Source organism: Actinotignum sp. usb-actsch-rep-73 (genome assembly GCF_059082735.1).
Window position 1 is genome coordinate 1 of the sequence record NZ_JBHNPV010000044.1, and the last position, 26,302, is coordinate 26,302.

Genomic DNA, 26,302 nt, shown 5'->3' on the forward strand with positions numbered 1-26,302 from the left:
CTTCAGTCAAAGCTCGGCAACACGTAGCGGTAGACGAGTGGACTCACGCACAATGTGGCAGTTATCTGGCGGATTATCGCCGTGAACCGGCTATGCTTTTTAAAGTAGAAATGTAGCTATCAGGGCTAGAACGCCCACGTTTGAAAAGCGCAACCGCGCAGGAATAGAGGAAGAAGCCATGGCAGAAGAACAAGGATCACGTTTTGATAAGGGTCGTGGTGGATTCCAACGTCGCTCACGGTGGAGCGACCACAATCAATCCCGCGCAAACAACAACCGTCGCGAAGGTGGATACGGCCGTCGCGACGATGACCGCCGTGAAGGCGGATACGCGCGACGCGATAACGATCGGCGTGACGGTGGTTATGGTCGTCGTGATGACAATCGTGGTCGTAGCTTTGATCGTAACAATGATCGGCGTGAAGGCGGATACGCACGACGCGATAACGATCGGCGTGACGGCGGTTATGGTCGTCGTGATGACAACCGAGGTCGTAGCTTTGATCGTAACAATGACCGCCGTGAAGGCGGATATGGGCGTCGTGGTGATGATCGTCGTCAGGGCGGTTATGGGCGTCGCGATGATAATCGTGGTCGTGGTTTCGACCGTAACAATGATCGGCGTGAAGGCGGATACGCACGACGCGATAACGATCGGCGTGACGGCGGTTATGGTCGTCGTGATGACAACCGAGGTCGTGGTTTCGACCGTAACAATGACCGCCGTTCCGGCGGTTTTGACCGTAACAATGAGCGTCGCGGTGGCGATCGCCAGCGCGGTGATCGCATGCCTCCCAGCCATAACCAAGAGCAGTACCAAAACTACGCTTCCACTGACGAGTACGTCTCGCCCAATCCGAATGAGCCCACGATTCCCGCAGGTGTGTCCGCCCAGGAACTTGATGCCGCAGCACTGCGCGCACTTACTACACTTTCCGGCCCGAATAAGGACATCGTTGCCCGCCACCTCGTGATGGCCGGACAGCTGATTGACCTTGATCCGGAACTTGCCTACAAGCATGCTTCAGCAGCATCTGCGCGTGCCGGTCGCGTCGACGTTGTCCGCGAAGCAAGTGCCTTGACCGCATACGCATCCGGTCGCTATGACGAGGCGCTCCGTGAGGTCCGCGCCGTCCGTCGTATGCGCGGTGACAACTCGCTTCGTGCAGTCGAAGCCGATTGTGAACGTGGCCTGGGACGCCCTGAAAAGGCTGTCGAAATCATCGACCAGACTGAAACCAAGGGCATGGAACTGTCTGAGCAAGTCGAACTGATTCTGGTTTCTTCCGGCGCTCGCGCCGATCTTGGCCAGAACGAAGTTGGTCTGCTCATCGTCGATGATGCGTTGGCTGTACTGCCCGCAGACACGGATCCCTTCCTCCTGCGTCGCTTGAACGAAGTCAAGATTGATCGTCTGCGTGAACTTGGACGCGATGATGAAGCCGACGAACTCGAATCCCAACTTCCTGAAGAAATCGAAGACCCCGATATCGTTGATATTTCGCTCTATGCGGATGCTGACGTTGACAATAAGCGCACTCAGCTTCGTGCAATGTCAAGACCGCTGGTCGAAGAATTCGATGTTGCCCTCTTTGATCTCGATGGCACCGCATGGAATGGTGATGAGCCGATCGAACATGCAGCTGACGCAGTGAAAGAAGCACGCGAAGCCGGCATGAAGACCGTGTTCGTTACGAATAACGCGATGCGTAGCCCTCGCCAGGTTGCCGACAAGCTGAACACGATGGACTTTGAAGCAGATCCGTCGATGGTGATGACCTCCGCCATGGATGTTATTGCTTTGATGAAGGAACGTATCGAAGACGGTTCGAAGGTCTTTGCTATCGGTGGCGACGGTCTTCGCGTTGCACTGACTGAAGCGGGATATGAGCTTGTTAATTCCGCTGATGATGAGCCGGTTGCCGTTGTTCAGGGCCTCGACAAGGACGTGAACTGGGTGCTCATGTCGGAAGGCGCATTTGCCATTCAACGCGGTGCGCGCTTCTTCGCAACGAACCTTGACACAACTCTTCCACAGGAACGTGGCTTTGCTCTTGGCAACGGCTCTCTTGTCGCCGCCATTGAACATGCAACGGGCAAGCGTGCGTTTGCAGCGGGCAAGCCGGAACCGGGTATTTACCAGCGTGCTGCTGCGCTGGTTGGCGGCGAGAAGCCGATCGCTGTTGGCGACCGCCTTGAAACCGACATCCTGGGTGCTATTCGCGCAGGCATGCCGGCAATGCATGTTCTTACCGGTATTCATGACGCACAAGCCATTGTGACGGCTCCTCGCGGCCAGCGCCCCAGCTTCCTTGCCCTCGATATCCGAGGCCTTCAGGAAACTCATCCGCGCGCTAAGCACCACCTGGATAACTCCTGGACCTGTGGCGTCTCTCAGGTTGTCCGCATCGCACGTCACGGTGGAATTTTCGTCGACGATGTTGAACTGGCCGCGGATGAGATCTACACGATTACGCTCGACACCTACCGTGCAATGGCGGCAGCAGGCTGGGATTACTCTGACGAAAACGCCGGAGAGACCCCGCGTTGCCCCAAGCTCACAGTCGTTCCGAACGACGATGAGTCCGGAATCGTTGTTGCGCCGATTGAAATCTTAGAAGAAGCAGAAAGCGACGAGGGCTTCACCTCCTCTGACGAACTGCTTGCAGTTCAAGCAGATGAACTTGATGAAGCATTGGAAACTCCTGCGTTCCTTCCCGGCGAAGAAGAACTCGAACGTCTTCTTGCCGAAACTGAAGACGATGACGAAGCGGGCGAAACTCAAGGCGAGTGATGACTAATCTCAGTGACGGTTCTGGGGCGGGCGTGACGCCGCCCCAGAACCGGAGCCTTCGCAATGATGATGCTCACCAGGCTACGAATTCAGGACAGAATGCCCAGTCTGAAACGGTGAGCATCGAAGAACTTGAACGCGAGATCGTTCGTTTGAAAGAACGCGACGTTGTTCTACGCACGCGTCTATCCGGTCCGGAGTTCTTGTGAAACTGCGTCGAATTGATTCGGAGCTTGTGCGCAGGGGATTGGCTCGATCTCGTACCCACGCCCAAGAAATGATCGCCGACCAGCGTGTGAAGCTCGACGGAGAAATCGTTCTGAAGCCCGCACGTCAAATGGATCCTGCACAGGCGATCGTGATCAGCGAGGCACTAGAGATCGAATACGTCTCTCGTGGTGCGCATAAACTGGCCGGTGCCCTAGATATTCTGGGCGATACTGCTCCCACGATTGCGGACGCAGTGTGTATGGACGCCGGCGCTTCAACCGGTGGATTCACTGACGTGTTGTTACGCAGAGGAGCCCGCCAGGTGTTTGCCGTTGACGTTGGTTACGGTCAGCTTGCTTGGAAGCTCCAGTCAGATCCTCGTGTCGTCGTGATGGATCGTACCAACGTACGCACGATGAAAGACGGCGATCTGGATCCGAAGCCACAGATCGTTGTTGGCGATATGTCCTTTATTTCACTGACGCTTGTTATCCCGGCTCTCGTTGCAGTTGCAACCGATGACGCTGATTTCCTGCTGATGGTGAAGCCGCAGTTTGAGATCGGCAAAGAACGTCTCGGCCACGGTGGCGTTGTTCGCAACCCGAACCATCACGTGGAAACCGTCGAAAATGTTGCGCTCTGCGCCATCGACAACGGTTTGACAGTCCGCGCAGTCGCAGCTTCGCCTCTTCCGGGGCCTTCTGGGAACGTTGAGTACTTTATCCATATGTCCGCATCTGGCTCAGGCGGAATTGATGCTGATGAGTTACGCTCACGTATCAAAGAGGCAGTGATCGCTGGCCCCGCAGATTCGAAGGGACTTCAATGATTCGTCGCGTCATGCTTGTCTGGCATAAGCATCGTCCTGACGCGCAGACAGCAGCATCGGTCATGATGAGCGAGCTCGACTCTCTTGGCGTAGAGGTCGTCGAAGAAGCGCGCCCAAATTCTGCCGATCTTCTTCTTGCCCTCGGTGGTGATGGAACGATCCTTGCGGCAGCTGAATATGCTCGCCGTTGCGATGTACCCCTTCTCGGAGTGAACCTCGGCCACATGGGCTTTCTCGCTGAGGCAACCGATCAGGGTTTCGACGAACTGGCACAACGCATCGCGAACGAAGATTTCCATCTGGAAACCCGCATGACGTTGGACGTTGTTGTTCGCCACCCCGATGGGACAGTCATTACTGACTGGGCGTTGAACGAAGCGGTCGTTATCCACACGGATGTTGCCCATCCGGTGCATCTTGCGCTGGCAGTCGACGGACAGGACGTTTCAACGTATGGCGCTGATGGCATTGTTTTGGCGACGCCAACAGGCTCAACCGCATATAGTTTCTCTGCCGGTGGACCAGTTGTATGGCCCGATATGGAGGCGATCGTGATGGCGCCGTTGGCGGCTCATGGATTGTTTACGAGGCCGCTTGTCGTGGGTCCATCTTCCAAGCTTGAAGTGGGCGTGCTCAGTGAAAACTGGACCTCGCCAGAACTATGGTGCGATGGCAAACGACGGAACAGTTTGCCTCCGGGCTCGAGTGTGACCACAACGGTTGGTCAGTGGCCGGTGAGACTTGTCCGTCTTGATGACACTCCATTCTCGACTCGTCTGGTTCAGAAATTTAATCTTCCGACCCGCGGTTGGAGGAACGGACGTAACAGGTCGGTCGGGAAATGATTTCAACGATTGAAATCTCCGGGATCGGTGTGATTGACCGCGCCACTCTTGACTTCGGTGAGGGGCTCACGGTCCTTACCGGCGAGACGGGTGCCGGTAAAACGATGGTGCTCACATCGGTCAATCTTCTATTGGGCTCGCGGGCAGAGCCAGCCTTAGTGCGCGAAGGACGATCTCGCGCGCAAGTCGATGGTGTCTTCATTCTGGATGAGCAACACATAGCTCCTCTGGTCGAAGAGGGAATTGACGTTGAAGATTCGGAGCTGATTGTTTCGCGTACCGTTCTAGCCCAGGGGCGCTCGCGCGCACACGTCGGTGGGCGAATGGTTCCAGCATCGGGGCTTGCCCAGACGGTTGCCCCTCTGATCACAGTGCACGGGCAGGCCGAACAAATGCGTTTAAAAAACCCGAACGCGCAACGTGACCTCGTAGATTCCTACGGCGACCAAGCGCACCAGGATCTGCTGGCCGAATACGAGAAAGCTTGGAAAGAAGCGGTGAACGCCAAGCGTTCTTTCGACGACATTACGAAGAACGCAGATGAGCGTATCCGAGAAACAGAATCGCTAAGCGCAGCTCTTGAAGCGATTGATGCTTTCGACCCTCATGAAGGTGAGGACGAAGAGCTACGACTTGAAGCGCGTCGCCTGATGAGCGTGGAAGACCTCCGTCGGTTTATTGATACTGCAACGGCTTTCATCCGAGGAACTGACGATACAGATGGAGCCTCGAGCCTTCTTCGACACAGTCGCGACCAGATTTCTTGCGCGCGCAGTCTCGACGAGTCGCTCGCGTCTCTTGAACGACAGGCAGAATCGATCGCAATCGATGTTGAGACTCTGGGGGATGACCTGGGAGCCTACGCTCGTAGCCTCGACGCTGACCCCAGTCGTCTTGCATGGGTTCATTCGCGACGCGCTGATCTGAAGAAACTTCTTGAAGGCCGGGCCGATGATGCGACTGGCCTCATTGAATGGGCGCAACGCGCACGTAGGCGTCTTGAAGAGCTTGTGACCAGTGGAAATAATCCTGAGGTCGCCGAAAAGAAACTGAAGGAAGCTCAAGCGCGTGTCCTCGAAGTCGGTTCACGGCTTCACGATTCCCGCGTCCGATGCGGTTGTGAGCTGGCGGAAAAAGTAACGGGGGAGCTGCACGCGCTTGCCATGGCAGACGCGAAGCTTATTTGTATCGTTGAAAAGACAAAACCTACGTCGCATGGCCTCGACGACGTCACTATCCTGCTTCAACCGCACTCGTCGGCCACACCACGCCCACTTGGGCAAGGAGCCTCCGGTGGCGAGCTGTCCCGCATCATGCTGGGACTCGAAGTCGTCTTGGGTGAAAAGAGCACCACGAAGACCTTCATTTTCGACGAAGTTGATGCGGGAATTGGCGGGCAAACGGCGACTGAAGTGGGTGCCCGTTTGAAACGCCTGGCGCAAAACCGGCAGGTTATTGTCGTCACTCACCTCCCGCAGGTCGCTGTCTTCGCCTCGCACCACCTAGTGGTGACGAAGAATGACGGTCTCACCGACGTGCACGTGGTGGAAGGTGAAGCCAGAGAGGCTGAATTAACGCGGATGATGGGTGGAGATGCTCACTCTCCGGCGGCGCGCCGACACGCTATCGAAGTCCTGACTTCAGCCGTGCCACAATCACAGGGATGAGTAGCGAAAAAATCCAGTCCGCTTCAGGCGCGACACAAATCACGGGTATCGTACGCGTTGACAGTCGTGTTCGAAACATTACTGCTCGCATGGAACCCGGTGACATTGCAGTAATCGATCAGGTTGACCTTGATCGTCAAAGCGCGCACGCTCTCGTGTCGCGTGAACCGAAGGCCGTCCTTAATGCCGCGCCTTCGTCGTCAGGTCGCCAACAGGTGCGCGGACCTCGTGTACTTCTCGAAGCAGGAATCATCGTCATCGATGATCTTGGCCCCGACGTGATGTCCCTGCGTGAAGGTGACACCATCACAATCGAAGATGGTCGTGTTCTTCGCGACGATGAAGTCGTATCGACAGGTCGTCTGCTTTCCCTGCGCGATTTGGAAAACGACGAAGTCGAAAGCCGACAGCTCATTTCAACGCAGATCGGTTCATTCGCAGCCTCGATCGAAGAATTCCTTGATCGTGATGGAGGCGTCCTACGAGGTGTTGGCGTTCCGACCTTTAAGAAAGACCTCGAAGGAAAGCCCGTTGTTGTCGTCCTTGACGATTCCCAGACCAAACAACAGCTGAAGAACCTGAAGCGTTGGATCGGCGATGCGTCTCCGATCATCATCGGTGTTGACGGAGGTAGTGATCTGGCGCGTTCTGCCGGGTTTAAACCTCAGATCGTTGTCGGTGACATGGATCAGATCAGCGATAAGGTTCTTCGTGGAGCAGGCCGTAGGATTCTTCGACGCGGTCACGACGGTATCGCTCAAGGAAGCGAACGACTCAACCGCATGGGTCTGCACGCCGACGTTGTCGAAATGTCGGGTTCGTCCGAAGACGTTGCCCTGCTGGTAGCTAAGCATTCGGGCGCCTCGTCGATCGTTCTCGTCGGTGGTCACCACGATCTTGACGATTTCGTTGACCGTGGTCGCTCCGCGATGTCGCCCTCATTCTTTACTCGACTCGTTGCCGGGGATGAACTCGTTCAGGCTCGAGCAGTTGCCGCCAGCCACCGCCCACGACTCTCAGGTTTCTGGATCGTGCTACTGGCGTTGGTGATGATTGGTGGAATCGGTGTTGCTCTCTGGGCGACGCCGTGGGGCAATGATTTGTTCTCATCGATTATTTCGCTTGCGAGCCCGTCCACCCCATTGTCCCCTGACTCTTTGACGAACCTCAACTGAGGAGATACAAAATGATGAATTTCCGTTACCACCTGGTATCGCTGATCGCAGTGTTCGTGGCGCTTTCGATCGGTGTCATCCTCGGTTCTGGTCCGTTGCAGTCCCGAATCTCTGGGGCTCTTGCAGATAAGAATGCAGCATCTTCCGTTGCCGATGCCCAGGCTCTTGCTCAGGCTCAAGCTTTGGCAAGCGCTGAAGCAGCAGGTCTTGATGCGATTGCATCGAACAAGCTTGATGGCACTCTGTCCGGCATGAAGGTAACAACAATTGGTCTGCCCGGAGCTACGGCTGAAGACATTACTACGGTCAGCGATCGCCTGTCCGCCGCTGGCGCCGAGGTAATCGGCCATGTCTCGCTGACGGACAACTTTGATAACGCTGGAATGTCTCAGTACCGTGAGACCCTTTCAAGCCCCCTTTCGAGCCATATGTCTAATCTGCCCTCATCTGCATCGGGCGAAGCAATCATCAGCTTCGGCATCGTTGCAGTCTTGACGACTACGGGTTCTGAAACGGACCTCGTGAAGGAGATTTTGACTGACGATTCCACTCCGATTATGTCGATCGCCACGGATCCGGCCGGAGCAACAGAAGCCATCGTTGTCGTCGGCCCGCGTGCTTCGGCAACTGTTTTAGCTCAGAACTCTGCAGATTCTTCCCAGTCTGGCGTTGTGGAACGTGCTCCTCAGGCGTGGTTGGGTCTTGCTCAGGCGGTTACTTCTGTTCCGAAGTCTGCGGTTATCGTCGCCGATGCTTCGACGGATTCGTCCATGGGACAGGTTCTGCGCACTCAGGGTGCCCAGGTCACGTCAATCGATTCGCCTGGCACGACGCTGTCGGCAATCTCAGCCGTCATCTCCCTGAAGGATGCGTCCGCAACTGCTCGCGCATACGGCGTTCAAAATGGCGCCACTGCGGTTATACCTGAGCTTCCGTGATAGGAGCTATCGTTTCGCCTCAACGTTCGTGACAGCGAGCCACTAGCGCTTCCACCACGTGGCGTTTCCAACTGTGCGGTGCGTATCATCTTGGCCTTCTGAGTCGAGGTGATACGCACCGTTTTGTTATGCTGGAGTCCCATGGTGATGTCTTCAACGCGCGCTATGGGCGCAGATCAAATGGTAACCAAGCAGATTTTTGTTACTGGCGGTGTCGTCAGTTCACTGGGTAAAGGGTTGACCGCTTCAAGTCTTGGTCGTCTTCTTCGTTCTCGTGGTCTTTCTGTTGTGATGCAGAAGCTTGATCCGTACATTAACGTCGATCCGGGCACAATGAACCCCTTCCAGCACGGTGAAGTTTTCGTGACGGAAGATGGTGCTGAGACCGACCTCGATATTGGTCACTACGAGCGTTTCCTTGATGTTGCTCTTTCGGGTGACGCAAACGCGACAACCGGTCAGGTCTACTCGACGGTGATCGCGAAGGAGCGTCGTGGTGAATACCTTGGTGATACCGTCCAGGTTATCCCGCATATTACTGATGAAATTAAACGCATGATGCGTTCCCAGGCTCGTCCTGATGCCGAAGGTAACACTCCTGACGTGATCATCACGGAAATTGGTGGCACCGTCGGTGATATTGAATCTCAGCCGTTCCTCGAAGCTGCACGTCAAGTGCGCGCCGATCTTGGTCGCGAGAACGTTGCCTTTGTTCACGTTTCGCTGATTCCGTTCCTGCCAGCTGCCGGCGAACTGAAGACGAAGCCGACGCAGCACTCTGTTGCTGCTCTTCGTTCGATCGGTATTGCTCCCGATGCTCTTGTGTTGCGCACGGATCGTCCGCTTCCTGAGGGGATTAAGGGCAAGGTCGCGCTGATGTGCGACGTTGACCGCGATGCCGTCATCGAGTGCAAGGATGTGTCGTCGATTTACGAGGTTCCGCCGACGCTTCACCGTGAGGGACTTGATGCCTACTTGGTTCAACGTCTTGGATTGCAGTTCCGCGATGTTGATTGGACGGAGTGGAATGGCTTGCTCGAGCGGGTTCACTCCCCGAAGTACCGCGTTGAGGTTGCCCTGGTTGGCAAGTACATTGATCTGCACGATGCGTATCTGTCGGTTCAGGAAGCCATCAAGCACGGTGGCTTTGCAAACAATGCTCGCGTTGATATCCGCTGGGTCGCGTCCGATGGTTGCGAGACGCCCGAAGGTGCCAGTCGTGAACTTGCCGGTGTAGATGCGATCTGTGTCCCCGGTGGTTTCGGTGTACGAGGCATCGAAGGCAAGCTTGGTGCCCTGCGCTGGGCACGTGAACACGGCGTTCCTACTCTGGGCCTCTGCCTTGGCTTGCAGTGCATGGTGATTGAAGCATCGCGTAACATGCTGGGTCTGGCTGGCGCTTCTTCGACGGAGATGGATCCCGAGACTTCCGATCCGGTTGTTGCCACGATGGCTGACCAGATGGACATCGTTTCCGGCGAAGGTGATCTTGGCGGCACGATGCGCCTTGGCTCTTACCCTGCAAAACTCACCGAAGGTTCCATTGTTGCTCAGGCGTATGGAATGACCGAGGTGACCGAACGTCACCGTCACCGCTACGAGGTCAACAACGCCTATCGCGATCGCCTTGAAGCGGCGGGCCTGCATATTTCCGGTACTTCGCCCTCGGGTGATCTGGTTGAGTTCGTTGAGCTTGATCGTTCCATGCACCCGTACTACGTGGCGACCCAGGCTCACCCGGAGTTCAAGTCGCGTCCGACGAACCCGCATCCACTGTTCGCGAGCCTCGTCCACGCTGCCCTGGAACGCCACAAGGGACGCTACTCGTCGAACCAAGACACTCATGTCGTTGAGGAATCGGCGAAATGACCTTGCGTGAAGTTGCGGCCTCTCAGGCGAAGGCCGAAGGTGACACTCCAGCTCAATTCGAGGTCATTGAACACCGTCATCTGTGGGATGGTCGGGTCATCGGGCTTGAAGAGGATGAAGTTCGTCTGATTGAAGACGCTGAACCTGTTCTTCGCCAGTACACCACGCACCCAGGTGCGGTCGCTGTCGTGGCGTTGCGGGGCGAAGCTGGCAACGAAGAGGTACTTCTTGAACGTCAGTATCGTCATCCGGTGCGAGCAAACCTATGGGAAATTCCCGCGGGATTGCTCGATATCGAAGGGGAAGACTATGTCTGTGCCGCCCAGCGAGAACTGGCTGAAGAAGTTGATCTTCAAGCCAATCAATGGGATGTTCTGGTCGACTACTTCACGTCGCCGGGAGGATCTGTTGAATCGCTTCGTATCTTCCTCGCGCGTGATCTGGTCGAGCTTGATCAGGAGTTCGAACGTCTGGACGAAGAGGCACTCATGGTGAGTTCCTGGGTGAAGCTTGATGACGCTGTGGACATGATCTTTGCTGGCAAGTTGCACAACCCATCTGCGGTAACTGGAATTCTTGCAACCTGGAATGCGCGAGCACGTGGTTGGAAGGACCTCCGACCTGCGGATTCACCCTGGATGCGCTAAGGAAACGTGTGGCGTTTTTGACACGTCTGAATTTCGATAAGCATATTGTGCGTAAAAGGACGTAGACTCTGACATAGATTCCCATGTGAACAGATGATCGGAGGCCTTGTGGGCGAACAGCTCGATGCGCGAACTCGCGAGCAAGTCCTCGATTTGATCGTCGAAAAGGGACCCGTGACTGCAACCGTCATCGCTCGAATTCTTAAGCTGACTACCGCAGCCGTGCGCAGGCACATCACCATCTTGTTGGATTCGAAAGAAATCATGGAGATGGAACCGGCGCAGTTGCAAAAGCGTGGTCGTGGACGCCCGGCTCGTCACTATGTCGCAACACCGAACGCGCACACGAAGTTGCCTGACGCATATTCCGAGCTAGCTGTCAAAGCCCTCGGTTACCTTGGACAAGTTGGCGGTGGGGAAGCGATTGATTCTTTCGCGGCCTCTCGTTCGCGTGAAATTGAGCGTCGCTATGCGCCTATCATTCGCGAAGCTGGCTCAGACCCGAAGGTTCGTGCTCAGGCTCTTGCCGATGCGCTGACTCAAGACGGTTATGCTGCGACGGTTCGAGACATCGGTAATGGCAATTTTGCTATTCAGCTATGCCAAGGGCACTGTCCTATTCAGGAAGTTGCCGGTGACTACCCGCAGCTCTGCGAGGCAGAAACCCAAGCGTTTAGTCGACTTCTTGATGTTCACATTCAGAGGCTTGCAACTCTTGCCGGCGGTGGTCACGTCTGTACGACTCACATTCCCGTGGGCGCACCCGTGCTTCGTTCGGCTTCACGAGCCACTCGGCGTAAGTAGAGTGTGCTTGAAATTAAGAATGGAAGGTTGACACCACTATGACCCAGTCACCGCAGGTCACTGACCTCGATGACCGTCACATGAGTGATGATGAAATCATCGACTCAATTGGCGCGTATGAGTATGGATGGCGCGATAGCGACGAGTACTCAAAGAATGCTGAATACGGCATTAATGCGGACGTTGTTCGTTCGATCTCGGATCATAAGAATGAGCCGGAGTGGATGCGTGAACGTCGTCTGAAGGCACTTGAAATCTTCGATCGCAAGCCGATGCCCACATGGGGCCCGGATCTTTCGGATATCGACTTCGATACGTTCAAGTACTACGTCAGCCCCACCGACCGTCAGGTGAATTCGTGGGACGACCTTCCCGAGGAAATTCGTACCACCTACGATCGTCTGGGTATTCCGGAGGCTGAAAAGAATCGCCTGGTCTCCGGCGTCGCCGCCCAGTACGAGTCTGAGGTTGTCTACCAGCAGATTCAGGAAGATCTTGAACGCCAGGGTGTCATCTTCCTCGATACCGACACGGGTCTCCGTGAGTATCCAGAAATCTTCCAGGAGTACTTCGGCAAAGCTGTTCCCTCCGGTGACAATAAGTTCTCCGCACTGAACACCGCCGCTTGGTCGGGTGGTTCCTTCGTCTACGTGCCACCAGGCGTTCACGTCGACATCCCGCTTCAGGCCTACTTCCGCATTAACACTGAGGCTCTTGGCCAGTTTGAACGTACGCTGATCATCGCTGATGAGGGCTCCTACGTTCACTACGTCGAAGGGTGCACCGCGCCGATTTATGACGAGAACTCACTGCACTCAGGTGTTATCGAAATCTTCGTCAAGAAGGGTGCACGCGTTCGCTACACGACGATCCAGAACTGGTCGACCAACGTTCTGAACCTCGTGACCCAGCGCGCCATCGTCGAAGAAGGCGGAACTATGGAGTGGGTCGATGGCAACATGGGTGCCGCGATTACCATGAAGTACCCCGCCTGCTTCCTCATGGGCGAGCATGCCCGTGGAGAGACATTGTCCATCGGTTTCGCAGGCCCCGGTCAGCACCAGGACACTGGCGCCAAGATGGTCCACATGGCACCGCACACCTCTTCTTCGATCGTGTCGAAGTCCGTGTCTCGTGGCGGTGGCCGTACCTCGTACCGCGGTCTGGTTCAGATCAACGCCCGCGCACGGCACTCGAAGTCCAACGTCCTGTGCGACGCGCTTCTTGTCGACAAGGTTTCACGTACCGATACCTACCCCTATGTTGACGTCCGAACCGATGACGTCGAAATGGGTCACGAAGCAACCGTTTCGAAGGTGTCGGCAGACCAGCTCTTCTACCTGATGAGCCGTGGCCTTGATGAGAACGAAGCAATGGCAATGATCGTTCGTGGTTTCGTTGAGCCGATCGCGAAGGAACTCCCGATGGAGTACGCGCTCGAACTCAACCGCTTGATCGAACTGCAGATGGAAGGATCCGTCGGCTGATATGACGACACAAGAAGTGATGAATAAAGCGCACTCTCACGGCGGCGTCGAAAAGGGCGGCCACGCCAGCCGCGCAGACCGCCCGGTTTCCTTCGATCTCGATGCAATCCCGACCCCGCACGGTCGCGAAGAAGACTGGCGTTTCACCCCGATGCGTCGCATCGAACGTCTTTTTGAGGTTGAAAACTATGACCAGGGTGATGCCCCGGTCACCGTTGAGGCTCCTGAATGCGTGACAGTTGAACAGGCTGATCGCTCCGATTCTCGCTTGGGTACTGTTCTTGCTCCCGGTGATCGCACAGCGGTTGTCGCATGGAATCAGTATGGTGAGTCGACAATTGTTTCTGTTCCTGCCCAGATGCAGGTCAGCGAACCGATCCGTCTGAACGTTGACGCTGTTGAAGGAACTCGCGCCCAGCACATCTTCGTTGAGGTCGGCGAACTCGCCGAAGCGACGATCATCCTGAACCACCGTGGCTCTGAAGAAGCAGCTGTCAATCAGACCGTCGAAGTGAACGCAGGGGACGGCTCGAAGGTCACCTTCGTTTCAATCCAAGAATGGGATGACACCACACTGCACGCCTCAAACCACCGACTGGCACTGGGCAAGGATGCTTCCCTGACGCACATCGTTGTTACTTTCGGTGGCGACCTGGTCCGTATCTCTTCCGATACTGATTTCCGAGGCCCCGGTGGCGAACTCAACATGCTGGGCCTGTACTTCGTTGACGGCGGTCAGCACCTCGAGCACCGCGTGTTCGTTGACCACTCCCAGCCGAACTGCTACTCGCGAGTCACCTACAAGGGTGCTCTGCAGGGCAACGGCGCACACTCGGTGTGGATTGGCGACTGCCTGATCCGGGAAGCAGCCGACGACACCGACACCTACGAACTGAACCGCAACCTGGTCCTCACCGAGGGCGCCAAGGCCGACTCTGTTCCGAACCTCGAAATTGAAAACGGTGAAATCCGCGGAGCTGGACACGCATCCGCAACCGGCCGTTTCGATGACGAACAGCTCTTCTACCTGATGAGCCGAGGAATCAGCGAACACGAGGCACGTCGTCTTGTTGTCCGTGGTTTCTTCGCCGAGCTCATTAATCAGATTGGTGTGCCCGAGGTGGTTGACCACCTCATGGAGGCCGTCGAGGCCGAACTCGCCAAGTCCCGAACGAACTGACCCTGCGCGCCATGTGGCGCACCAACTATTGCGGCCTCGCGCCGACAAGGAGAAACAATGTCGACTTTGACGATCAAAGATCTGCATGTCACGGTTGAAACCGCTGACGGCCCCAAGGAGATCTTGAAGGGCGTGAATCTGACCATCAAGTCCGGTGAAATCCACGCCATTATGGGGCCGAACGGTTCGGGCAAGTCCACGCTTGCCTATGCACTCGCCGGCCATCCCGAATACACCATCACCCAGGGCGAAGCATGGCTCGACGACAAGCTCATTACTGAGATGAGCGTTGACGAGCGCGCCAAGGCCGGTCTGTTCCTGGCCATGCAGTACCCGGTTGAGGTTGCGGGCGTTTCCGTTTCCAACTTCCTGCGTACCGCTAAGACCGCTATCAACGGTGAAGCACCGCAGATCCGCCAGTGGGTCAAGGACGTGAAGTCCTCTATGGAGCACCTGCGTATGGACGAAGACTTCGCTGAGCGTGACGTCAACGTCGGTTTCTCCGGTGGTGAGAAGAAGCGTCTTGAGATCCTCCAGATGGAACTCCTGCAGCCGACCTTCGCAGTCCTGGATGAAACTGACTCCGGTCTGGACGTCGATGCTCTGCGCATCGTGTCTGAGGGTGTGAACCGTGTCCATGACACCACCGGCTGTGGCGTCATGCTGATCACTCACTACACGCGCATTCTTCGCTACATCAAGCCGAGCCACGTTCACGTCTTCGTGAACGGCCATGTCGCCGCCGAAGGAGGCCCCGAGCTTGCTGACCAGCTTGAAGAAGAAGGCTACGACAAGTACCTGGGTCTCTGATCAACATGAATTCGCTTCTCGGAGCAGACTTTAGCGCTGTAGAGCTCGAAGCTATCCGTTCGGATTTCCCGATTCTCGCTCGACTGGGGCGCGGAGGGAAGCCGATCGCGTACCTTGATGCCTCTGCAACGTCTCAAAAGCCTGCCAGCGTCATTGATGCGGAAGCGAATTTCTACCGTCGTTCGAATGCTGCTGTTCACCGCGGAACCCATATTTTGGGGGACGAAGCGACCAGCGCGTTCGAAGACGGACGTAGTGCGCTCGCCTCGTTTATCGGTGGGCGCAGCGATGAGATCGTGTGGACCAAGAACGCGACCGAAGCCATCAACCTTGTTGCTCTGTCTATCGGTCATGCGTCTGTTGGCCGTGGAGGCACGGCTTCGACTCCACTGAGAATTGGGCCAGGAGACACGATCGTCACCACTCGCTCAGAACACCATGCGAACCTCGTTCCGTGGCAGGAATTGTGCGCACGAACCGGCGCTGAACTCAAATGGCTGGATCTGACTCCTGACGGTCGCATTGACCTTGAGACACTCGACGTCATTACGCCCAACACTAAGCTGGTTGCTTTCACTCACGTGTCGAACGTGACGGGCGCGATCTCTCCCGTCGATGCGATTGTCGCAAAGGCACGCAGTGTCGGAGCTCTTGTTTTGGCTGATACCTGTCAGTCGAGCGCGCATATGGCGATTGATGTTCGTGCCATGGACGTGGATTTTGCTGTCATGTCATCGCACAAGATGCTTGGTCCTACCGGCGTCGGTGCGTTGTGGGGCAGGCGGGAACTCCTCGACATGATGCCTCCGGTTTTGACCGGCGGATCAATGATCGAATACGTGACGATGGAGGAATCGACGTACATGCCCGCTCCCGAACGGTTTGAAGCGGGATCTCAGCCCGTAGCTCAAATCGCAGGTTGGACGGCTGCGCTTGAATACCTGAGCGCTATTGGTATGGATCGCGTACACGCCCATGAGAAAGCCCTCACACAGCGTCTGCTTGACGGGGTTGCCTCACTCGACGGTGTGAAAGTTCTTGGCCCAACAACCGATGTGGATCGTGTGGGCGTCGTGGCATTCGCAGTCGATGGTGTCCATCCGCACGATGTCGGTCAGATTTTGGATGCTGATGATATCGCGATTCGTGTCGGTCATCATTGCGCGATCCCACTTCATACGTTCTTCTCTGTTCGATCGTCCGCACGAGCATCCGTTGCAGTGTCGACGACTGAAGAAGAAATCGATCGTCTGGTCGCATCCCTTGGACGCGTGAGAGAGTTTTTCGGAGGATTCTGATGTCAAGCTTGGATCAGCTCTATCAGCAGGTCATCTTGGATCATGCCCGCGCCAAACACGGCCGAGGCGATGTGGAAGAGGTCGCGGCCTCGTCGCACCAAGTAAACCCCACGTGTGGCGACGAAGTAACCCTTGGCGTTACTCTCTCTAACGACGGCTCGATTGAAAAGCTTGTGTGGGATGGCGATGGTTGCTCGATTTCTCAAGCATCTCTGTCCATGCTGAACGACCTGGTCGCGAACCACTCGATTGAGGAAGCACGCATAGCATATGCGTCCATGGAATCGATGATGCATTCGAGGAACAGGGGAGTGCCCGACGAAGTCCTTGACGCTTTGGGGGATGCAGCGGCTCTTGAATCCACTTCTCAGTTTGCCAATCGCGTGAAGTGTGCACTGCTCGGCTGGTACGCCTTGCGTGACGCGCTTGCACAGCTCGGAACCGACATCGCAGGAGGGAATAAATGAATAACCCCATGGCAGCTCCGGAGCCTGTGGAGCAGCGTTTCGGCGCGCCACCGGCACAAGAACAGCCTGAGAATATTCGCCAGATTGACGGCACAGACATCGTTGAAAACGGTTCTTTGAAGGGTGAAGATATCCTCGAAGCACTCAAAGACGTCATCGATCCTGAACTTGGCATTAACATCGTTGACCTTGGACTGGTCTACGGCGTGAACATTGCTGAGAACGACACAGTTGTTCTCGATATGACACTGACCTCTGCTGCCTGCCCGCTGACGGATGTCATCGAGCGTCAGGCACAGTCCGTTCTTTCCGCATTGACGCCTGAAGTGACTATTTCTTGGGTGTGGATGCCACCGTGGGGGCCGGATCGTATTACTCCGGATGGTCGTGAGCAACTCCGCGCAATTGGTTTCAACGTCTGAGCGTGATCAGTGGTGGACTCGCGACGCCGGCACGGTTGAGGACACGCCGATCAAGGGATGGCTGGGATCATGGCAGGTTCGCTTCTGCTTCTTTCCGGAGGCGTGGTGCTCAGGCTACGAAAGCAGAGCATCATTCAGCGACCGTCTAGTATGTCTGGTCATCCCACAGGTCAGATGAGGCTGGGTGTGCCCCTCGTGCGATAATTATTCGCGCACGAGGGGCACACTCGTGTGTACACCGGGGCCGAACACGCAGTTGGATACGACGGTCATGGAGTGGTTCAAGGCATCCTCGTTATTCACAACCGCGTAGGATGACCTAAGGAAATATCGCGATCGGTCAATATAGTTAAGTCGATCAAAGCGTGACTGTATGAATCAACAGGGGAGGCGACGAATGGGAGCCAATACCACATTAGTCGCCCGCACTTTTGACATTGTTCAGATGTTTGCATCGGGAGCGACTTCTTCAGCTGTTCGTTCCAGCATCGACATTGAGGAAGAACCCCTGTCACATCTGGTTGACTACCTGTCCGCTGTCGATGATGTCCCGCCCACAACTCAAATCGCGATTCTGGTTGACTCTGACTCATACGACAGACGCCCAGCCTTCACGAATTTTTCTACGTGGCAGAGAACCGCATGGGAGCAAGGGTACGGCGTTCGCGTGCTCACCGATATCGACCAGGCGATCTTCGAATCTCTTATCATCATCGACGCGAATCAGACGAACACCTTGCCTCACAGCACGATCGAGCACCTAGCAGAAAGCGGCAACCAGGTTCTCCTTATTGCTCCTTCAACCACGCAACCTTCAGATTCCGCTTTCGCGAAGACCGCCGGAGTTCAGTTCGAGGGGGAGTCTCACCTTCAGAGGCTCGACGAAGCCAATGATGCAACGTGGCACCTCGTCGGTCGCCTCACAGAACCATCACTCAAGCATGCCGGAACGCATCTGAAGACTTCGACTGCTCCCCTGAAACTTACCGCGACTGATCCGAGCCTTGAACGAACACGTCAACTGATGAATGAGCCTCGGCCAGCATTGCGCGCAGCAAACTGGGCACGTGTCTTCACCCCGGGTGACTCGACCACCACGTTAGCGAGCGTTGATGATCCACTCAGTGAGCTTGATGGTCGCCCGATCATCACCAAACGTGCCGTCGCAAACGCGCACGGGGAAGCGGGCGGAAACGTGTGGCTTGTCGGCGCTGATCTTGATGCATTCACCCGAGCAACACTGCTCAGACTCATCAGCGTTCATGCGCGTATCCGGCCAACGAACCTACAATTCCCGCGCGGTATCGAAGTCGTCCAACGCGCTCACATGACGTTTATTGTGAATCACGGTAGCACGATGGCAGAACTCTCCAACGTTCATGGATTAGATGTCATCAGTGGTAATACGTGCACGGGGCACGTTGCTCTTGCCCCGCACTCGGTCATGGTCGTCGTCGGAGAATAACAGCCGTTCAGTCGTTATTTCCTGAGCCTCATATCGGATTGATGAAATGAAACAGATAAAAAACTCGGTCATCACCGACCGTGGACGCCGTGATTCGATTATTGTCGCCGCCTTGCGATTGGGATATCTGATTGCGTTCGGAGTTGTCCTTGTGTGGCTTGGAATCCAAATTGGGAACTACGCGACTGGCGGTCGTACGTTTTCGCTTATTATTCCGATCATTGCCTGTCTTTTCGCTGCGACCTTCGCCGGCGTTGAAATCGTATATGGTGGCAAGGTCGCCCGTGCGGAAGAAAAACGTATTCGTCGCGATCTTCTGATGCGTGTGTTCAGCTCAACCAGTGAAGAAGCATCTGATCAAGCGCATGTTGTTCAGCTGGCAACCGACAATACGGAACGTGTCACTGAATTTCGCCAGGTCTACTTGGGCCCGACGATCGCGACGATTGTGGCGCCGTTCCTCACTCTCGGATTTGTCGCCGTTGCTTTTGACTGGGTTCTGGGGCTGGGAATCATGGTGCTTTGCCCGCTGATTCCTTTGCTGCTTGGTGGCTTCCAGAAGCTTTTCCGTCAGCGTTCATCGGAGTCGCGAAAGCAACGAGGTCAACTGGCTGGCCGTTATCTTGATGCGATCCGAAATCTCATCACTATTCGTCTGTTCGGGGCTGGCCCACGAATTGAAGAGGATCTGCGCGTTCAGGGCGAGAAAAACCGAAGCGCAATCATGAAATTGCTGGCAGGAAACCAGATCGTCATCATTGTTCTAGACGGGTTGTTCTCGCTGATCCTGATCTGTGCCACGACTGCACTGACAATCGCACGATTTAATGCGGGTGCTGTCGACCTCGGACAAGCGATCGCAACGATGCTTCTGACCGTACTGCTCGTCGAACCCTTGGTGCAGGTCGCCGGCTTCTTCTACATCGGAATGGGCGGTATTGCATCGCAGAAAGCAATCGGGCGTTACAAAGCGACCCATGACCGCGCCTCCCATGTCGTCAGCCACGCTTCGATCGCGAACGACGGATCGATCAGTGTTGATGCTGTTTCCTACGACTATGGTCGCGGTGAAGTGTTGCACGAGGTCTCTTTGAAGGTCCCAGCTGGTCATCGCGTGGCAATCATCGGTCGTTCGGGCGGGGGCAAGACTACTCTTCTTCGCCTGCTACGCGGTGACTTGAGACCCCAGTCCGGCTCCGTTGCTGTTTCGGGCAACTCTTTGGCATCTCTGTCGATCGATCAGGCGCACGCTTTAAGCGCCTCGGTTGCGCAATCAACCTGGCTTTTCACCGGTTCGATCGCTGACAACTTACGTCTTGCACGCCCCCATGCCAGCGAAGAAGAGATGTGGCAGGCCTTGAAACAAGCGCAGGTAGCTGATGAGATTGAGCGGATGCCCGAAGGCCTTCATACCCAGATTGGAGAGCAGGGTGGGCTGATCTCTGGTGGGCAAGCGCAACGAATCTCGATTGCTCGGGCTCTTTTATCCGGACGCACAATTCTGCTTCTCGATGAGCCCACGTCTCAGGTTGATATTGAATCCGAGAAGAAGATTATTCGAGCGATTTCTGAACTTGGACGAGAGTGGACGATTGTGGTGGTGACACACCGTAAGGCTCTGCTTGCACTTGCTGACTTAGTGTATGAGATGCGCCAAGGGGAACTGCACCGCGTGAATGCAAACGAACACACAATTGGCCAGGAGGTTCTCTGATGGAATCACAGCCGAGCGTTCTTCAGCTGGTGAAATGGCTGACTTCGCATACGCGAGACGTCCACAAGCCCCTCTATGTCAGCACCCTTTTCCGCCTCGTCAATCTGTCAATGGATATTGTGCTCTTTGCCCTGGGGGCAGGGGGACTCGTCGCAGTGGTGGCGGGAAATGGAAAATGTGCCACGATCCTGTTCTGGCTAGTCGTTGTTGCCCTGATCAAAGCTAGCGCCTACTACTGCGAGCAATTCACCGGTCATTACGTCGCTTTCAAGGCGCTGGAACTACTGCGCACGATGGTGTTTTCGCGACTGTGGCCAAAGGCCCCCGGGATTGTGTTGCGTTCGAAGAGTGGCGATGTCCTAGCGTCACTGACGCGCGACGTTGACCGGATTGAAGTCGTGTATGCTCACACGTTCGCGCCGGTCGTTTCAGCCATTATCGTTCCGCCCGTATTTCTTATCGGTGCTGGCATTGTTTGGGGATGGCAGATCGTCGCTGTTCCGGCACTGTGCCTCCTGATTGCTCTTGCGGTTGTCCCGTTCCTGGGGGCAAGGAGCTCACTCGAGGCAACCAAACACACACTTGAACTTCGCCGGCACCTGGCTCAGCACGTCACGGATTCTGTCTTTGGCGCTGAAGAGGTAGTGGGATATGGGCGTGTGAATGAACGCCTTGAAGAGATGGACGCTATCGGCTTTCGTATCTCATCGTCGGCGAGTGTTGCCAAACGCGCTAATGCGTTGCGTCGCGCGTTGAATGCTGCACTCACACTTATCAGTACTCTCGCAATCGCCTGGTCAGCAATGAATGCCGGCTATTCTCCCGTCATCGTCGCGATTCTGACCGCTGGAACGCTACGTCTTTTTGAAGGGCCTCGTGGCGTTGAAGATGCGACCGGATATCTGGATCATTCACTTTCTGCTGCGCGCCGTCTCTGGGAAATATGCCATGCGCCCGCGAATGTGGATGACGGCGATGAGGAACTCACCCTTGACCATGCTCCGACGCTCACTTTCGAGAACGTTACTTACACATACCCGTCAGTGAGCGCCCCTGCTCTGAAAGATGTCACTATTTCGGTCAAAAGTGGCGGACACGTTGTATTGGCTGGACCATCAGGGTCTGGAAAATCAACGGTAATGACAATGGTGTTACGCTACGACAACCCCGATTCGGGGCGCGTTCTGATCGACGGCATCGATGTTTCAACGTTCACTTTGGATAGTTTGAGACACAGCGTGGTCGCTGTTTCGCAGAAGAACCAATTGCTCAACACGACTATTCGCGACAATGTCGCTCTGGGTGCGCCGAACGCCAGTGATGAACAGGTTTGGCGTGCTCTTGAATGTGCATGCGTTGCTGATGAAGTACGAGCGATGCCACAGGGGCTTCATACGCGCGTCGCTCAGGGAGGTAGCGCTCTGTCCGGTGGCCAAGTCCAGCGTCTTAGTCTTGCACGCGCACTGGTGATGAACCCGAAGATTCTGATCCTCGATGAAGCAACCGCACAGCTGAACTCTGAGTTGGAAGCCCGGATTCGTCACAACCTTGACACCTTGGATATGACGATCATCGAAGTAACGCATCGTCTTGACCTGATCGATGGCGCAGATCAGATCGTGCTTCTTGACCGCGGTCGGATTGTCGGCGTCGGAAGCCCATCAACGATCCGCTCCGAAGGGAGTTCCCTTGAAGAGTTCTTCACGAGGAACGTCTAGTTGAGGAAGCATGAAGCCGGCACTCACGTATGAGTACCGGCTTTGGTGCAATGAGGAAGGGGATCAGACGGTCTGGCGGGCGCTCAGTTGCTCGGTTCAGACTGCGTCCAACACCAAACCACAATGGATCCGCCACCGATACCGGCTACTCAGCGCCCACCACGGGACCTGAGACGACCAGAATCCGACCGTACTTGTTCGTTGAAACTCATGAGTGCACCACCCTCGTTGACCCCCCTGCGTATTTACCCAACATGTCTGCGCGGAAGACTTCAAAGTTACCGTTGTCGATGGAATCACGAATCGCATCAACCAGTCGGACGGTGAACCACTCGTTGTGGATCGTAGCCAGGGTAGAGGCAAGGATTTCGTGTGCCTTGAACAGGTGATGAACGTAGGCGGCACTGTAGTGCGTGCACGTGTAGCAGCCACAACCTTCGACCATCGGGTTGAAATCCCTCTTGAATCGAGCATTCGTAATGTTGAAACGCCCATTGGGGGAGTAGATGGCGGCGTTACGGGCAACGCGCGATGGATTCACGCAGTCAAACGTATCGGCGCCCGCCTCAACACCTCGGAAGAAATCGTCAGGTTCGGATATACCCAGCAGGTGACGCGGACGATCCTCGTCGAGTTCTTCGCTGACCCACGACACAATCGTGCCGAGGTTTTCCTTCTCTAGGGCACCACCGATTCCGAAACCATCGAAACGCGTGCCGTCTTCATCCATATCGTTCATTGTGCGGGCTGCGAGCCTACGCAGATCCTCGTACTGAGCGCCCTGGATGACGCCCCAGAGCTGCTGATACGGCTTGTCTGCACGCACTTTAGTCAGGCGTGCGTGTTCGCGCAGGCAGCGCCTCGCCCACTGGTGCGTGCGCTCCAGCGACGTTTCCTGGTAGGAACGCGGGTGGAGCAGGCTGGTCAGCTCATCGAAAGCAAACATGATGTCTGAGCCCAACTGATGCTGAATGTTCATCGATACTTCAGCGGTGAAGCGGTGCTTCGTACCGTCGATGTGCGAGCTGAACACGACACCGTCATCGTCCACGACTGCAGTGGATGCTTTCACGGCCTGCATGTGGAGCTTCGGGTCGTTCGGGTCGGCTGCACCGGAAAACTCTTGGGAGAGCACCTTCTTGAAACCAGCACCCAGCGAAAGAACCTGGAAGCCGCCGGAGTCCGTGTAGGTGGGTCCCGGCCAGTTCATGAATTCGCCGAGTCCGCCGGCCTCGTCAACGAGGTCAGAGCCGGGCTGTAAATACAGGTGGTAGGCGTTCGCGAGTACCGCCTGGGCACCCAAGTCTGCGACCATCTCGGGGACGAGAGCTTTTACATTCGCTTTCGTTCCGACGGGAATGAACGCGGGGGTGCGAATATCGCCGTGGGCGGTGTGCAGGATTCCAGTACGCCCGAGACCGCGTCCACTTTCCAGACGCGACCCCACATCGAAGCCACGGTCCGGTGAACCGGGTTTAGCCCCCAGAGGGCGTTCATTGGATGGGGGAGCAGCAAGCCATTGTTCACTCATGCGGCAAGAACCTCGTTCGACGTTAGACCTTCGCGATTACGGACGAAGGCAATGACACGGTAAGTAATGGGCAGGAGGACGATTTCAACGCCCACCTTGTAGACGTATCCGGTGATGATGTAATTGGCGAATTCGGCCCCTGGAATGACACCGATGAAGGCGATCGTGCAGAAGAGGACGGTGTCGAACAGCTCGCCGACGACGGTGGAACCGACGAGGCGTGCCCACAGGTGATCCGCACCCCAGCGTTCGCGAATTTTCACGAGGACCAGCGCGTTGATCAGTTGGCCTGCTAGGTAGCCGATGATCGAGGCGGCCACGATACGAGGCACGAATCCAAGGACCGCTTCGAACGCAGCCTGATTATCGTAGCCGGGGCCAACCGGTGCGACCTGAACAAGGAGGAAGGTGAGTGAGGCCAGTACTGATGCGACGAATCCGAGGACGATGACGCGACGAGCACGACGGAAACCGTAGACCTCGGACAAGACATCGCCCAGAACATAGGTCAGCGGGAAAAGGATTGCTCCACCGTCGAAAACAAGATGAATCGGTCCCGCATCAAGCGCCGTGACCTTGGTGCCCGCAATATTCGAAATGAGAAGGAAAGCCACGAACATCACGGCAATAATGTCGAAGATCTTTGGTGTGCGTGCTGATTCTTCTGGCGAAGTCAATGAAATACCCCTACCTCTGTTTCAGATGTACGCCTTCAATTGTGCCTGCCCGTAGGGCGTATCACCTTATTTGAGTAGGGTGTACCTGCCCACAACCACTAAAATTGTCGGGTGATCAACGTACAAGACTTCTCCCTCAGCATTGGGCCAAGAGACCTTGTGAAGAACGTGTCCTTCAGGATCGATAAGGGAATGCGTATCGGCCTTGTCGGTCGCAATGGTGCGGGAAAGACGACGACCATGCGTCTTCTTGCCGGCGAATCAGATCATGGTGCTGCTGAGTACTCCGGCACGATTACGAACAACGGAAAGATCGGGTACCTCGCTCAGGATACTCACATCGGTGATCAGTCCCTCACTGCTCGCGAACGCATTATCTCGGTGCGTGGAATCGACCAGATCATCGCAAAGATCCGTAAAGCCGAACACGAGATGTCAACGACTGAGGGCAATCGCCAAGTGAAAGCGATGGAGCGCTACGTGCGACTCGATCAGGCATTCACGAACGAGGGCGGCTGGGCCGCGAACGCTGAAGCGGCACAGATTGCCCACTCACTGGGCCTCGAAGATCGTGTCCTTGAACAGAGCCTCGACACTCTATCTGGTGGTCAGCGCCGACGTGTTGAACTCGCACGCGTCCTATTCTCCGGAGCTGACGTGCTTCTCCTTGACGAGCCCACAAACCACTTGGATCACGATTCGATCATGTGGTTGCGTGACTGGATCAAGACATTCCCCGGTGGCGTCATGATGATTTCCCACGACGTAAAGTTGCTGGGGGAGACCGTCAACCAGGTCTTCTACTTGGATGCGAACCGTGCCGAGGTCGATATCTATCACCTGGGCTGGGATGCCTACCTGAAGCAACGCGAAGAAGACGAACGCCGTCGTCGCAAGGAACGCGCAACCGCTTTGAAGAAGGCTGAACAGCTGAAGGCCCAGGGCGAAAAAATGCGTGCGAAGGCCACAAAGGCAGTGGCAGCTCAACAGATGCTACGACGCGCTGAAGAGCTTTTTGCTCAGGCGGGTAGCGAGGAAGTTCAGGAAAAGGTGGCGCGTCTACGTTTTCCAGAGCCTCTTCCATGTGGCCGAGTCCCGCTGACTGGCGAAGGCCTGTCGAAGTCCTTTGGATCGTTGGAAGTGTTTACCGGTGTTGATCTTGCAATCGATAAGGGAGCAAAGGTTGTTGTCCTCGGTTTAAACGGTGCCGGTAAGACCACCCTGCTACGAATCCTCGGTGGCATCAGTGAACCTGATTGTGGCGCGATTGTTGCAGGTCACGGGTTGAAACTCGGCTACTACGCGCAGGAACATGAAACCTTGGATAATTCCAAGACTGTTTTCCAGAACATGGTTGATGCTGCGCCGAACCTTGACGATACTCACGTCCGCAACGTCCTTGGTCAGTTCCTCTTCTCGGGTGACGATGCAGACAAGCCGACGTCCGTTTTATCCGGTGGTGAGAAGACCCGTCTCGCTCTGGCAACACTCGTTGTTTCCGGCGCGAATGTCCTTCTCCTTGACGAGCCGACGAATAACCTCGACCCTGCGTCCCGCGAAGAGGTCTTGAATGCACTCGACACGTATGAAGGTGCGGTCGTTCTGGTGACACACGACCCGGGCGCTGTCACCGCGTTGAATCCCGATCGTGTTCTGTTACTCCCGGATGGGGACGAGGATCTCTGGGATGACTCTTACCTTGATCTCGTCACCCTCACCTGATCTGACATTGCTACGCGCTGGCTGACTGCCCTG

General features: G+C 55.8%; 22 protein-coding genes. 20 read left to right on the forward strand and 2 right to left on the reverse strand.

The annotated features are described in order from the left end of the window. Positions 1-178: 178 nt before the first annotated feature. The 19 genes from AC5RE1_RS03160 to AC5RE1_RS03250 all read left to right on the forward strand — a co-directional run bounded on the left by AC5RE1_RS03160 (position 179) and on the right by AC5RE1_RS03250 (position 22,339). Entirely contained in the window at positions 179-2,794 is a 2,616-nt protein-coding gene (locus AC5RE1_RS03160) for an HAD-IIA family hydrolase (RefSeq protein ID WP_493938338.1), read from the forward strand. Continuing rightward, positions 2,794-3,003: a hypothetical protein gene (locus tag AC5RE1_RS03165; protein WP_179370408.1), complete on the forward strand. Its 210-nt coding sequence runs from the start codon at positions 2,794-2,796 to the stop codon at positions 3,001-3,003. The genes AC5RE1_RS03160 and AC5RE1_RS03165 overlap by 1 nt, the downstream gene beginning before the upstream one ends. Beyond that, positions 3,000-3,833, forward strand: coding sequence for a TlyA family RNA methyltransferase (locus tag AC5RE1_RS03170; RefSeq protein ID WP_179370407.1), 834 nt, complete (start codon positions 3,000-3,002; stop codon positions 3,831-3,833). Before AC5RE1_RS03165 ends, AC5RE1_RS03170 begins: the two co-directional genes overlap by 4 nt. Further along, on the forward strand, positions 3,830-4,678 hold the full coding sequence (locus AC5RE1_RS03175; RefSeq protein ID WP_179370406.1) for an NAD kinase: 849 nt from the start codon (positions 3,830-3,832) through the stop codon (positions 4,676-4,678). Before AC5RE1_RS03170 ends, AC5RE1_RS03175 begins: the two co-directional genes overlap by 4 nt. Then, entirely contained in the window at positions 4,675-6,345 is a 1,671-nt protein-coding gene (gene recN, locus AC5RE1_RS03180) for a DNA repair protein RecN (protein ID WP_006680939.1), read from the forward strand. The genes AC5RE1_RS03175 and recN overlap by 4 nt, the downstream gene beginning before the upstream one ends. Next, entirely contained in the window at positions 6,342-7,520 is a 1,179-nt protein-coding gene (gene steA, locus AC5RE1_RS03185; protein ID WP_006680940.1) for a putative cytokinetic ring protein SteA, read from the forward strand. The genes recN and steA overlap by 4 nt, the downstream gene beginning before the upstream one ends. Before the next feature lie 11 nt (positions 7,521-7,531). Beyond that, positions 7,532-8,458, forward strand: coding sequence for a copper transporter (locus AC5RE1_RS03190; RefSeq protein WP_006680941.1), 927 nt, complete (start codon positions 7,532-7,534; stop codon positions 8,456-8,458). A 147-nt stretch (positions 8,459-8,605) separates the two neighbouring features. Further along, positions 8,606-10,327 carry a CTP synthase gene (gene pyrG / locus AC5RE1_RS03195; protein WP_179370562.1) on the forward strand — a complete coding sequence of 574 codons (1,722 nt, stop codon included), beginning with the start codon at positions 8,606-8,608 and terminating at the stop codon, positions 10,325-10,327. Further along, a complete protein-coding gene (locus tag AC5RE1_RS03200; protein ID WP_179370405.1) occupies positions 10,324-10,974 on the forward strand; it encodes an NUDIX domain-containing protein in 651 nt (216 codons plus the stop codon). The genes pyrG and AC5RE1_RS03200 overlap by 4 nt, the downstream gene beginning before the upstream one ends. 93 nt (positions 10,975-11,067) lie before the next feature. Further along, the gene (locus tag AC5RE1_RS03205; protein WP_218840510.1) at positions 11,068-11,778 is read left to right on the forward strand and encodes a helix-turn-helix transcriptional regulator; all 711 of its coding nucleotides are present in this window, start codon (positions 11,068-11,070) and stop codon (positions 11,776-11,778) included. 38 nt (positions 11,779-11,816) lie between these two features. Next, the gene (gene sufB, locus AC5RE1_RS03210; RefSeq protein ID WP_218840509.1) at positions 11,817-13,265 is read left to right on the forward strand and encodes a Fe-S cluster assembly protein SufB; all 1,449 of its coding nucleotides are present in this window, start codon (positions 11,817-11,819) and stop codon (positions 13,263-13,265) included. Between the two features lies 1 nt (position 13,266). Next, on the forward strand, positions 13,267-14,445 hold the full coding sequence (sufD, locus tag AC5RE1_RS03215; RefSeq protein ID WP_179370404.1) for a Fe-S cluster assembly protein SufD: 1,179 nt from the start codon (positions 13,267-13,269) through the stop codon (positions 14,443-14,445). 57 nt (positions 14,446-14,502) lie between these two features. Then, positions 14,503-15,255, forward strand: coding sequence for a Fe-S cluster assembly ATPase SufC (gene sufC / locus AC5RE1_RS03220; RefSeq protein ID WP_006680947.1), 753 nt, complete (start codon positions 14,503-14,505; stop codon positions 15,253-15,255). 5 nt (positions 15,256-15,260) lie between these two features. Next, complete coding sequence (locus AC5RE1_RS03225) at positions 15,261-16,553, forward strand: SufS family cysteine desulfurase (RefSeq protein WP_006680948.1); 1,293 nt, start codon at positions 15,261-15,263, stop codon at positions 16,551-16,553. Further along, entirely contained in the window at positions 16,553-17,020 is a 468-nt protein-coding gene (gene sufU, locus AC5RE1_RS03230) for a Fe-S cluster assembly sulfur transfer protein SufU (protein WP_179370403.1), read from the forward strand. Before AC5RE1_RS03225 ends, sufU begins: the two co-directional genes overlap by 1 nt. Then, on the forward strand, positions 17,017-17,442 hold the full coding sequence (locus AC5RE1_RS03235; protein WP_179370402.1) for a metal-sulfur cluster assembly factor: 426 nt from the start codon (positions 17,017-17,019) through the stop codon (positions 17,440-17,442). The genes sufU and AC5RE1_RS03235 overlap by 4 nt, the downstream gene beginning before the upstream one ends. Positions 17,443-17,839: 397 nt before the next feature. Beyond that, entirely contained in the window at positions 17,840-18,907 is a 1,068-nt protein-coding gene (locus AC5RE1_RS03240) for a hypothetical protein (RefSeq protein WP_179370401.1), read from the forward strand. A gap of 46 nt (positions 18,908-18,953) precedes the next feature. Next, the gene (locus AC5RE1_RS03245) at positions 18,954-20,621 is read left to right on the forward strand and encodes an ATP-binding cassette domain-containing protein (RefSeq protein WP_179370400.1); all 1,668 of its coding nucleotides are present in this window, start codon (positions 18,954-18,956) and stop codon (positions 20,619-20,621) included. Next, entirely contained in the window at positions 20,621-22,339 is a 1,719-nt protein-coding gene (locus AC5RE1_RS03250) for an amino acid ABC transporter ATP-binding/permease protein (RefSeq protein ID WP_006680954.1), read from the forward strand. The genes AC5RE1_RS03245 and AC5RE1_RS03250 overlap by 1 nt, the downstream gene beginning before the upstream one ends. A 208-nt stretch (positions 22,340-22,547) precedes the next feature. Here the strand turns inward: AC5RE1_RS03250 and tgt are convergent, their stop codons facing one another. Continuing rightward, complete coding sequence (gene tgt / locus AC5RE1_RS03255) at positions 22,548-23,870, reverse strand: tRNA guanosine(34) transglycosylase Tgt (RefSeq protein WP_179370399.1); 1,323 nt, start codon at positions 23,868-23,870, stop codon at positions 22,548-22,550. After that, positions 23,867-24,490 carry a queuosine precursor transporter gene (locus AC5RE1_RS03260; RefSeq protein ID WP_103633762.1) on the reverse strand — a complete coding sequence of 208 codons (624 nt, stop codon included), beginning with the start codon at positions 24,488-24,490 and terminating at the stop codon, positions 23,867-23,869. The genes tgt and AC5RE1_RS03260 overlap by 4 nt, the downstream gene beginning before the upstream one ends. Positions 24,491-24,658: 168 nt before the next feature. On the opposite strand from AC5RE1_RS03260, the gene AC5RE1_RS03265 reads away from it, so the two are divergent. Then, positions 24,659-26,269, forward strand: coding sequence for an ABC-F family ATP-binding cassette domain-containing protein (locus AC5RE1_RS03265; RefSeq protein WP_103633716.1), 1,611 nt, complete (start codon positions 24,659-24,661; stop codon positions 26,267-26,269). Positions 26,270-26,302 lie beyond the last annotated feature (33 nt).

What these genes read in the sequence shown, in the direction of transcription:
- AC5RE1_RS03160 (WP_493938338.1), top strand. Translation starts at nt 179, where the DNA reads ATGGCAGAAGAACAAGGATCACGTTTTGATAAGGGTCGTGGTGGATTC.
- AC5RE1_RS03165 (WP_179370408.1), top strand. Translation starts at nt 2,794, where the DNA reads ATGACTAATCTCAGTGACGGTTCTGGGGCGGGCGTGACGCCGCCCCAG.
- AC5RE1_RS03175 (WP_179370406.1), top strand. Translation starts at nt 3,830, where the DNA reads ATGATTCGTCGCGTCATGCTTGTCTGGCATAAGCATCGTCCTGACGCG.
- recN (WP_006680939.1), top strand. Translation starts at nt 4,675, where the DNA reads ATGATTTCAACGATTGAAATCTCCGGGATCGGTGTGATTGACCGCGCC.
- steA (WP_006680940.1), top strand. Translation starts at nt 6,342, where the DNA reads ATGAGTAGCGAAAAAATCCAGTCCGCTTCAGGCGCGACACAAATCACG.
- AC5RE1_RS03190 (WP_006680941.1), top strand. Translation starts at nt 7,532, where the DNA reads ATGATGAATTTCCGTTACCACCTGGTATCGCTGATCGCAGTGTTCGTG.
- pyrG (WP_179370562.1), top strand. Translation starts at nt 8,606, where the DNA reads ATGTCTTCAACGCGCGCTATGGGCGCAGATCAAATGGTAACCAAGCAG.
- AC5RE1_RS03200 (WP_179370405.1), top strand. Translation starts at nt 10,324, where the DNA reads ATGACCTTGCGTGAAGTTGCGGCCTCTCAGGCGAAGGCCGAAGGTGAC.
- AC5RE1_RS03205 (WP_218840510.1), top strand. Translation starts at nt 11,068, where the DNA reads ATGATCGGAGGCCTTGTGGGCGAACAGCTCGATGCGCGAACTCGCGAG.
- sufB (WP_218840509.1), top strand. Translation starts at nt 11,817, where the DNA reads ATGACCCAGTCACCGCAGGTCACTGACCTCGATGACCGTCACATGAGT.
- sufD (WP_179370404.1), top strand. Translation starts at nt 13,267, where the DNA reads ATGACGACACAAGAAGTGATGAATAAAGCGCACTCTCACGGCGGCGTC.
- sufC (WP_006680947.1), top strand. Translation starts at nt 14,503, where the DNA reads ATGTCGACTTTGACGATCAAAGATCTGCATGTCACGGTTGAAACCGCT.
- AC5RE1_RS03225 (WP_006680948.1), top strand. Translation starts at nt 15,261, where the DNA reads ATGAATTCGCTTCTCGGAGCAGACTTTAGCGCTGTAGAGCTCGAAGCT.
- sufU (WP_179370403.1), top strand. Translation starts at nt 16,553, where the DNA reads ATGTCAAGCTTGGATCAGCTCTATCAGCAGGTCATCTTGGATCATGCC.
- AC5RE1_RS03235 (WP_179370402.1), top strand. Translation starts at nt 17,017, where the DNA reads ATGAATAACCCCATGGCAGCTCCGGAGCCTGTGGAGCAGCGTTTCGGC.
- AC5RE1_RS03240 (WP_179370401.1), top strand. Translation starts at nt 17,840, where the DNA reads ATGGGAGCCAATACCACATTAGTCGCCCGCACTTTTGACATTGTTCAG.
- AC5RE1_RS03245 (WP_179370400.1), top strand. Translation starts at nt 18,954, where the DNA reads ATGAAACAGATAAAAAACTCGGTCATCACCGACCGTGGACGCCGTGAT.
- AC5RE1_RS03250 (WP_006680954.1), top strand. Translation starts at nt 20,621, where the DNA reads ATGGAATCACAGCCGAGCGTTCTTCAGCTGGTGAAATGGCTGACTTCG.
- tgt (WP_179370399.1), bottom strand. Translation starts at nt 23,870, where the DNA reads ATGAGTGAACAATGGCTTGCTGCTCCCCCATCCAATGAACGCCCTCTG.
- AC5RE1_RS03260 (WP_103633762.1), bottom strand. Translation starts at nt 24,490, where the DNA reads ATGTTCGTGGCTTTCCTTCTCATTTCGAATATTGCGGGCACCAAGGTC.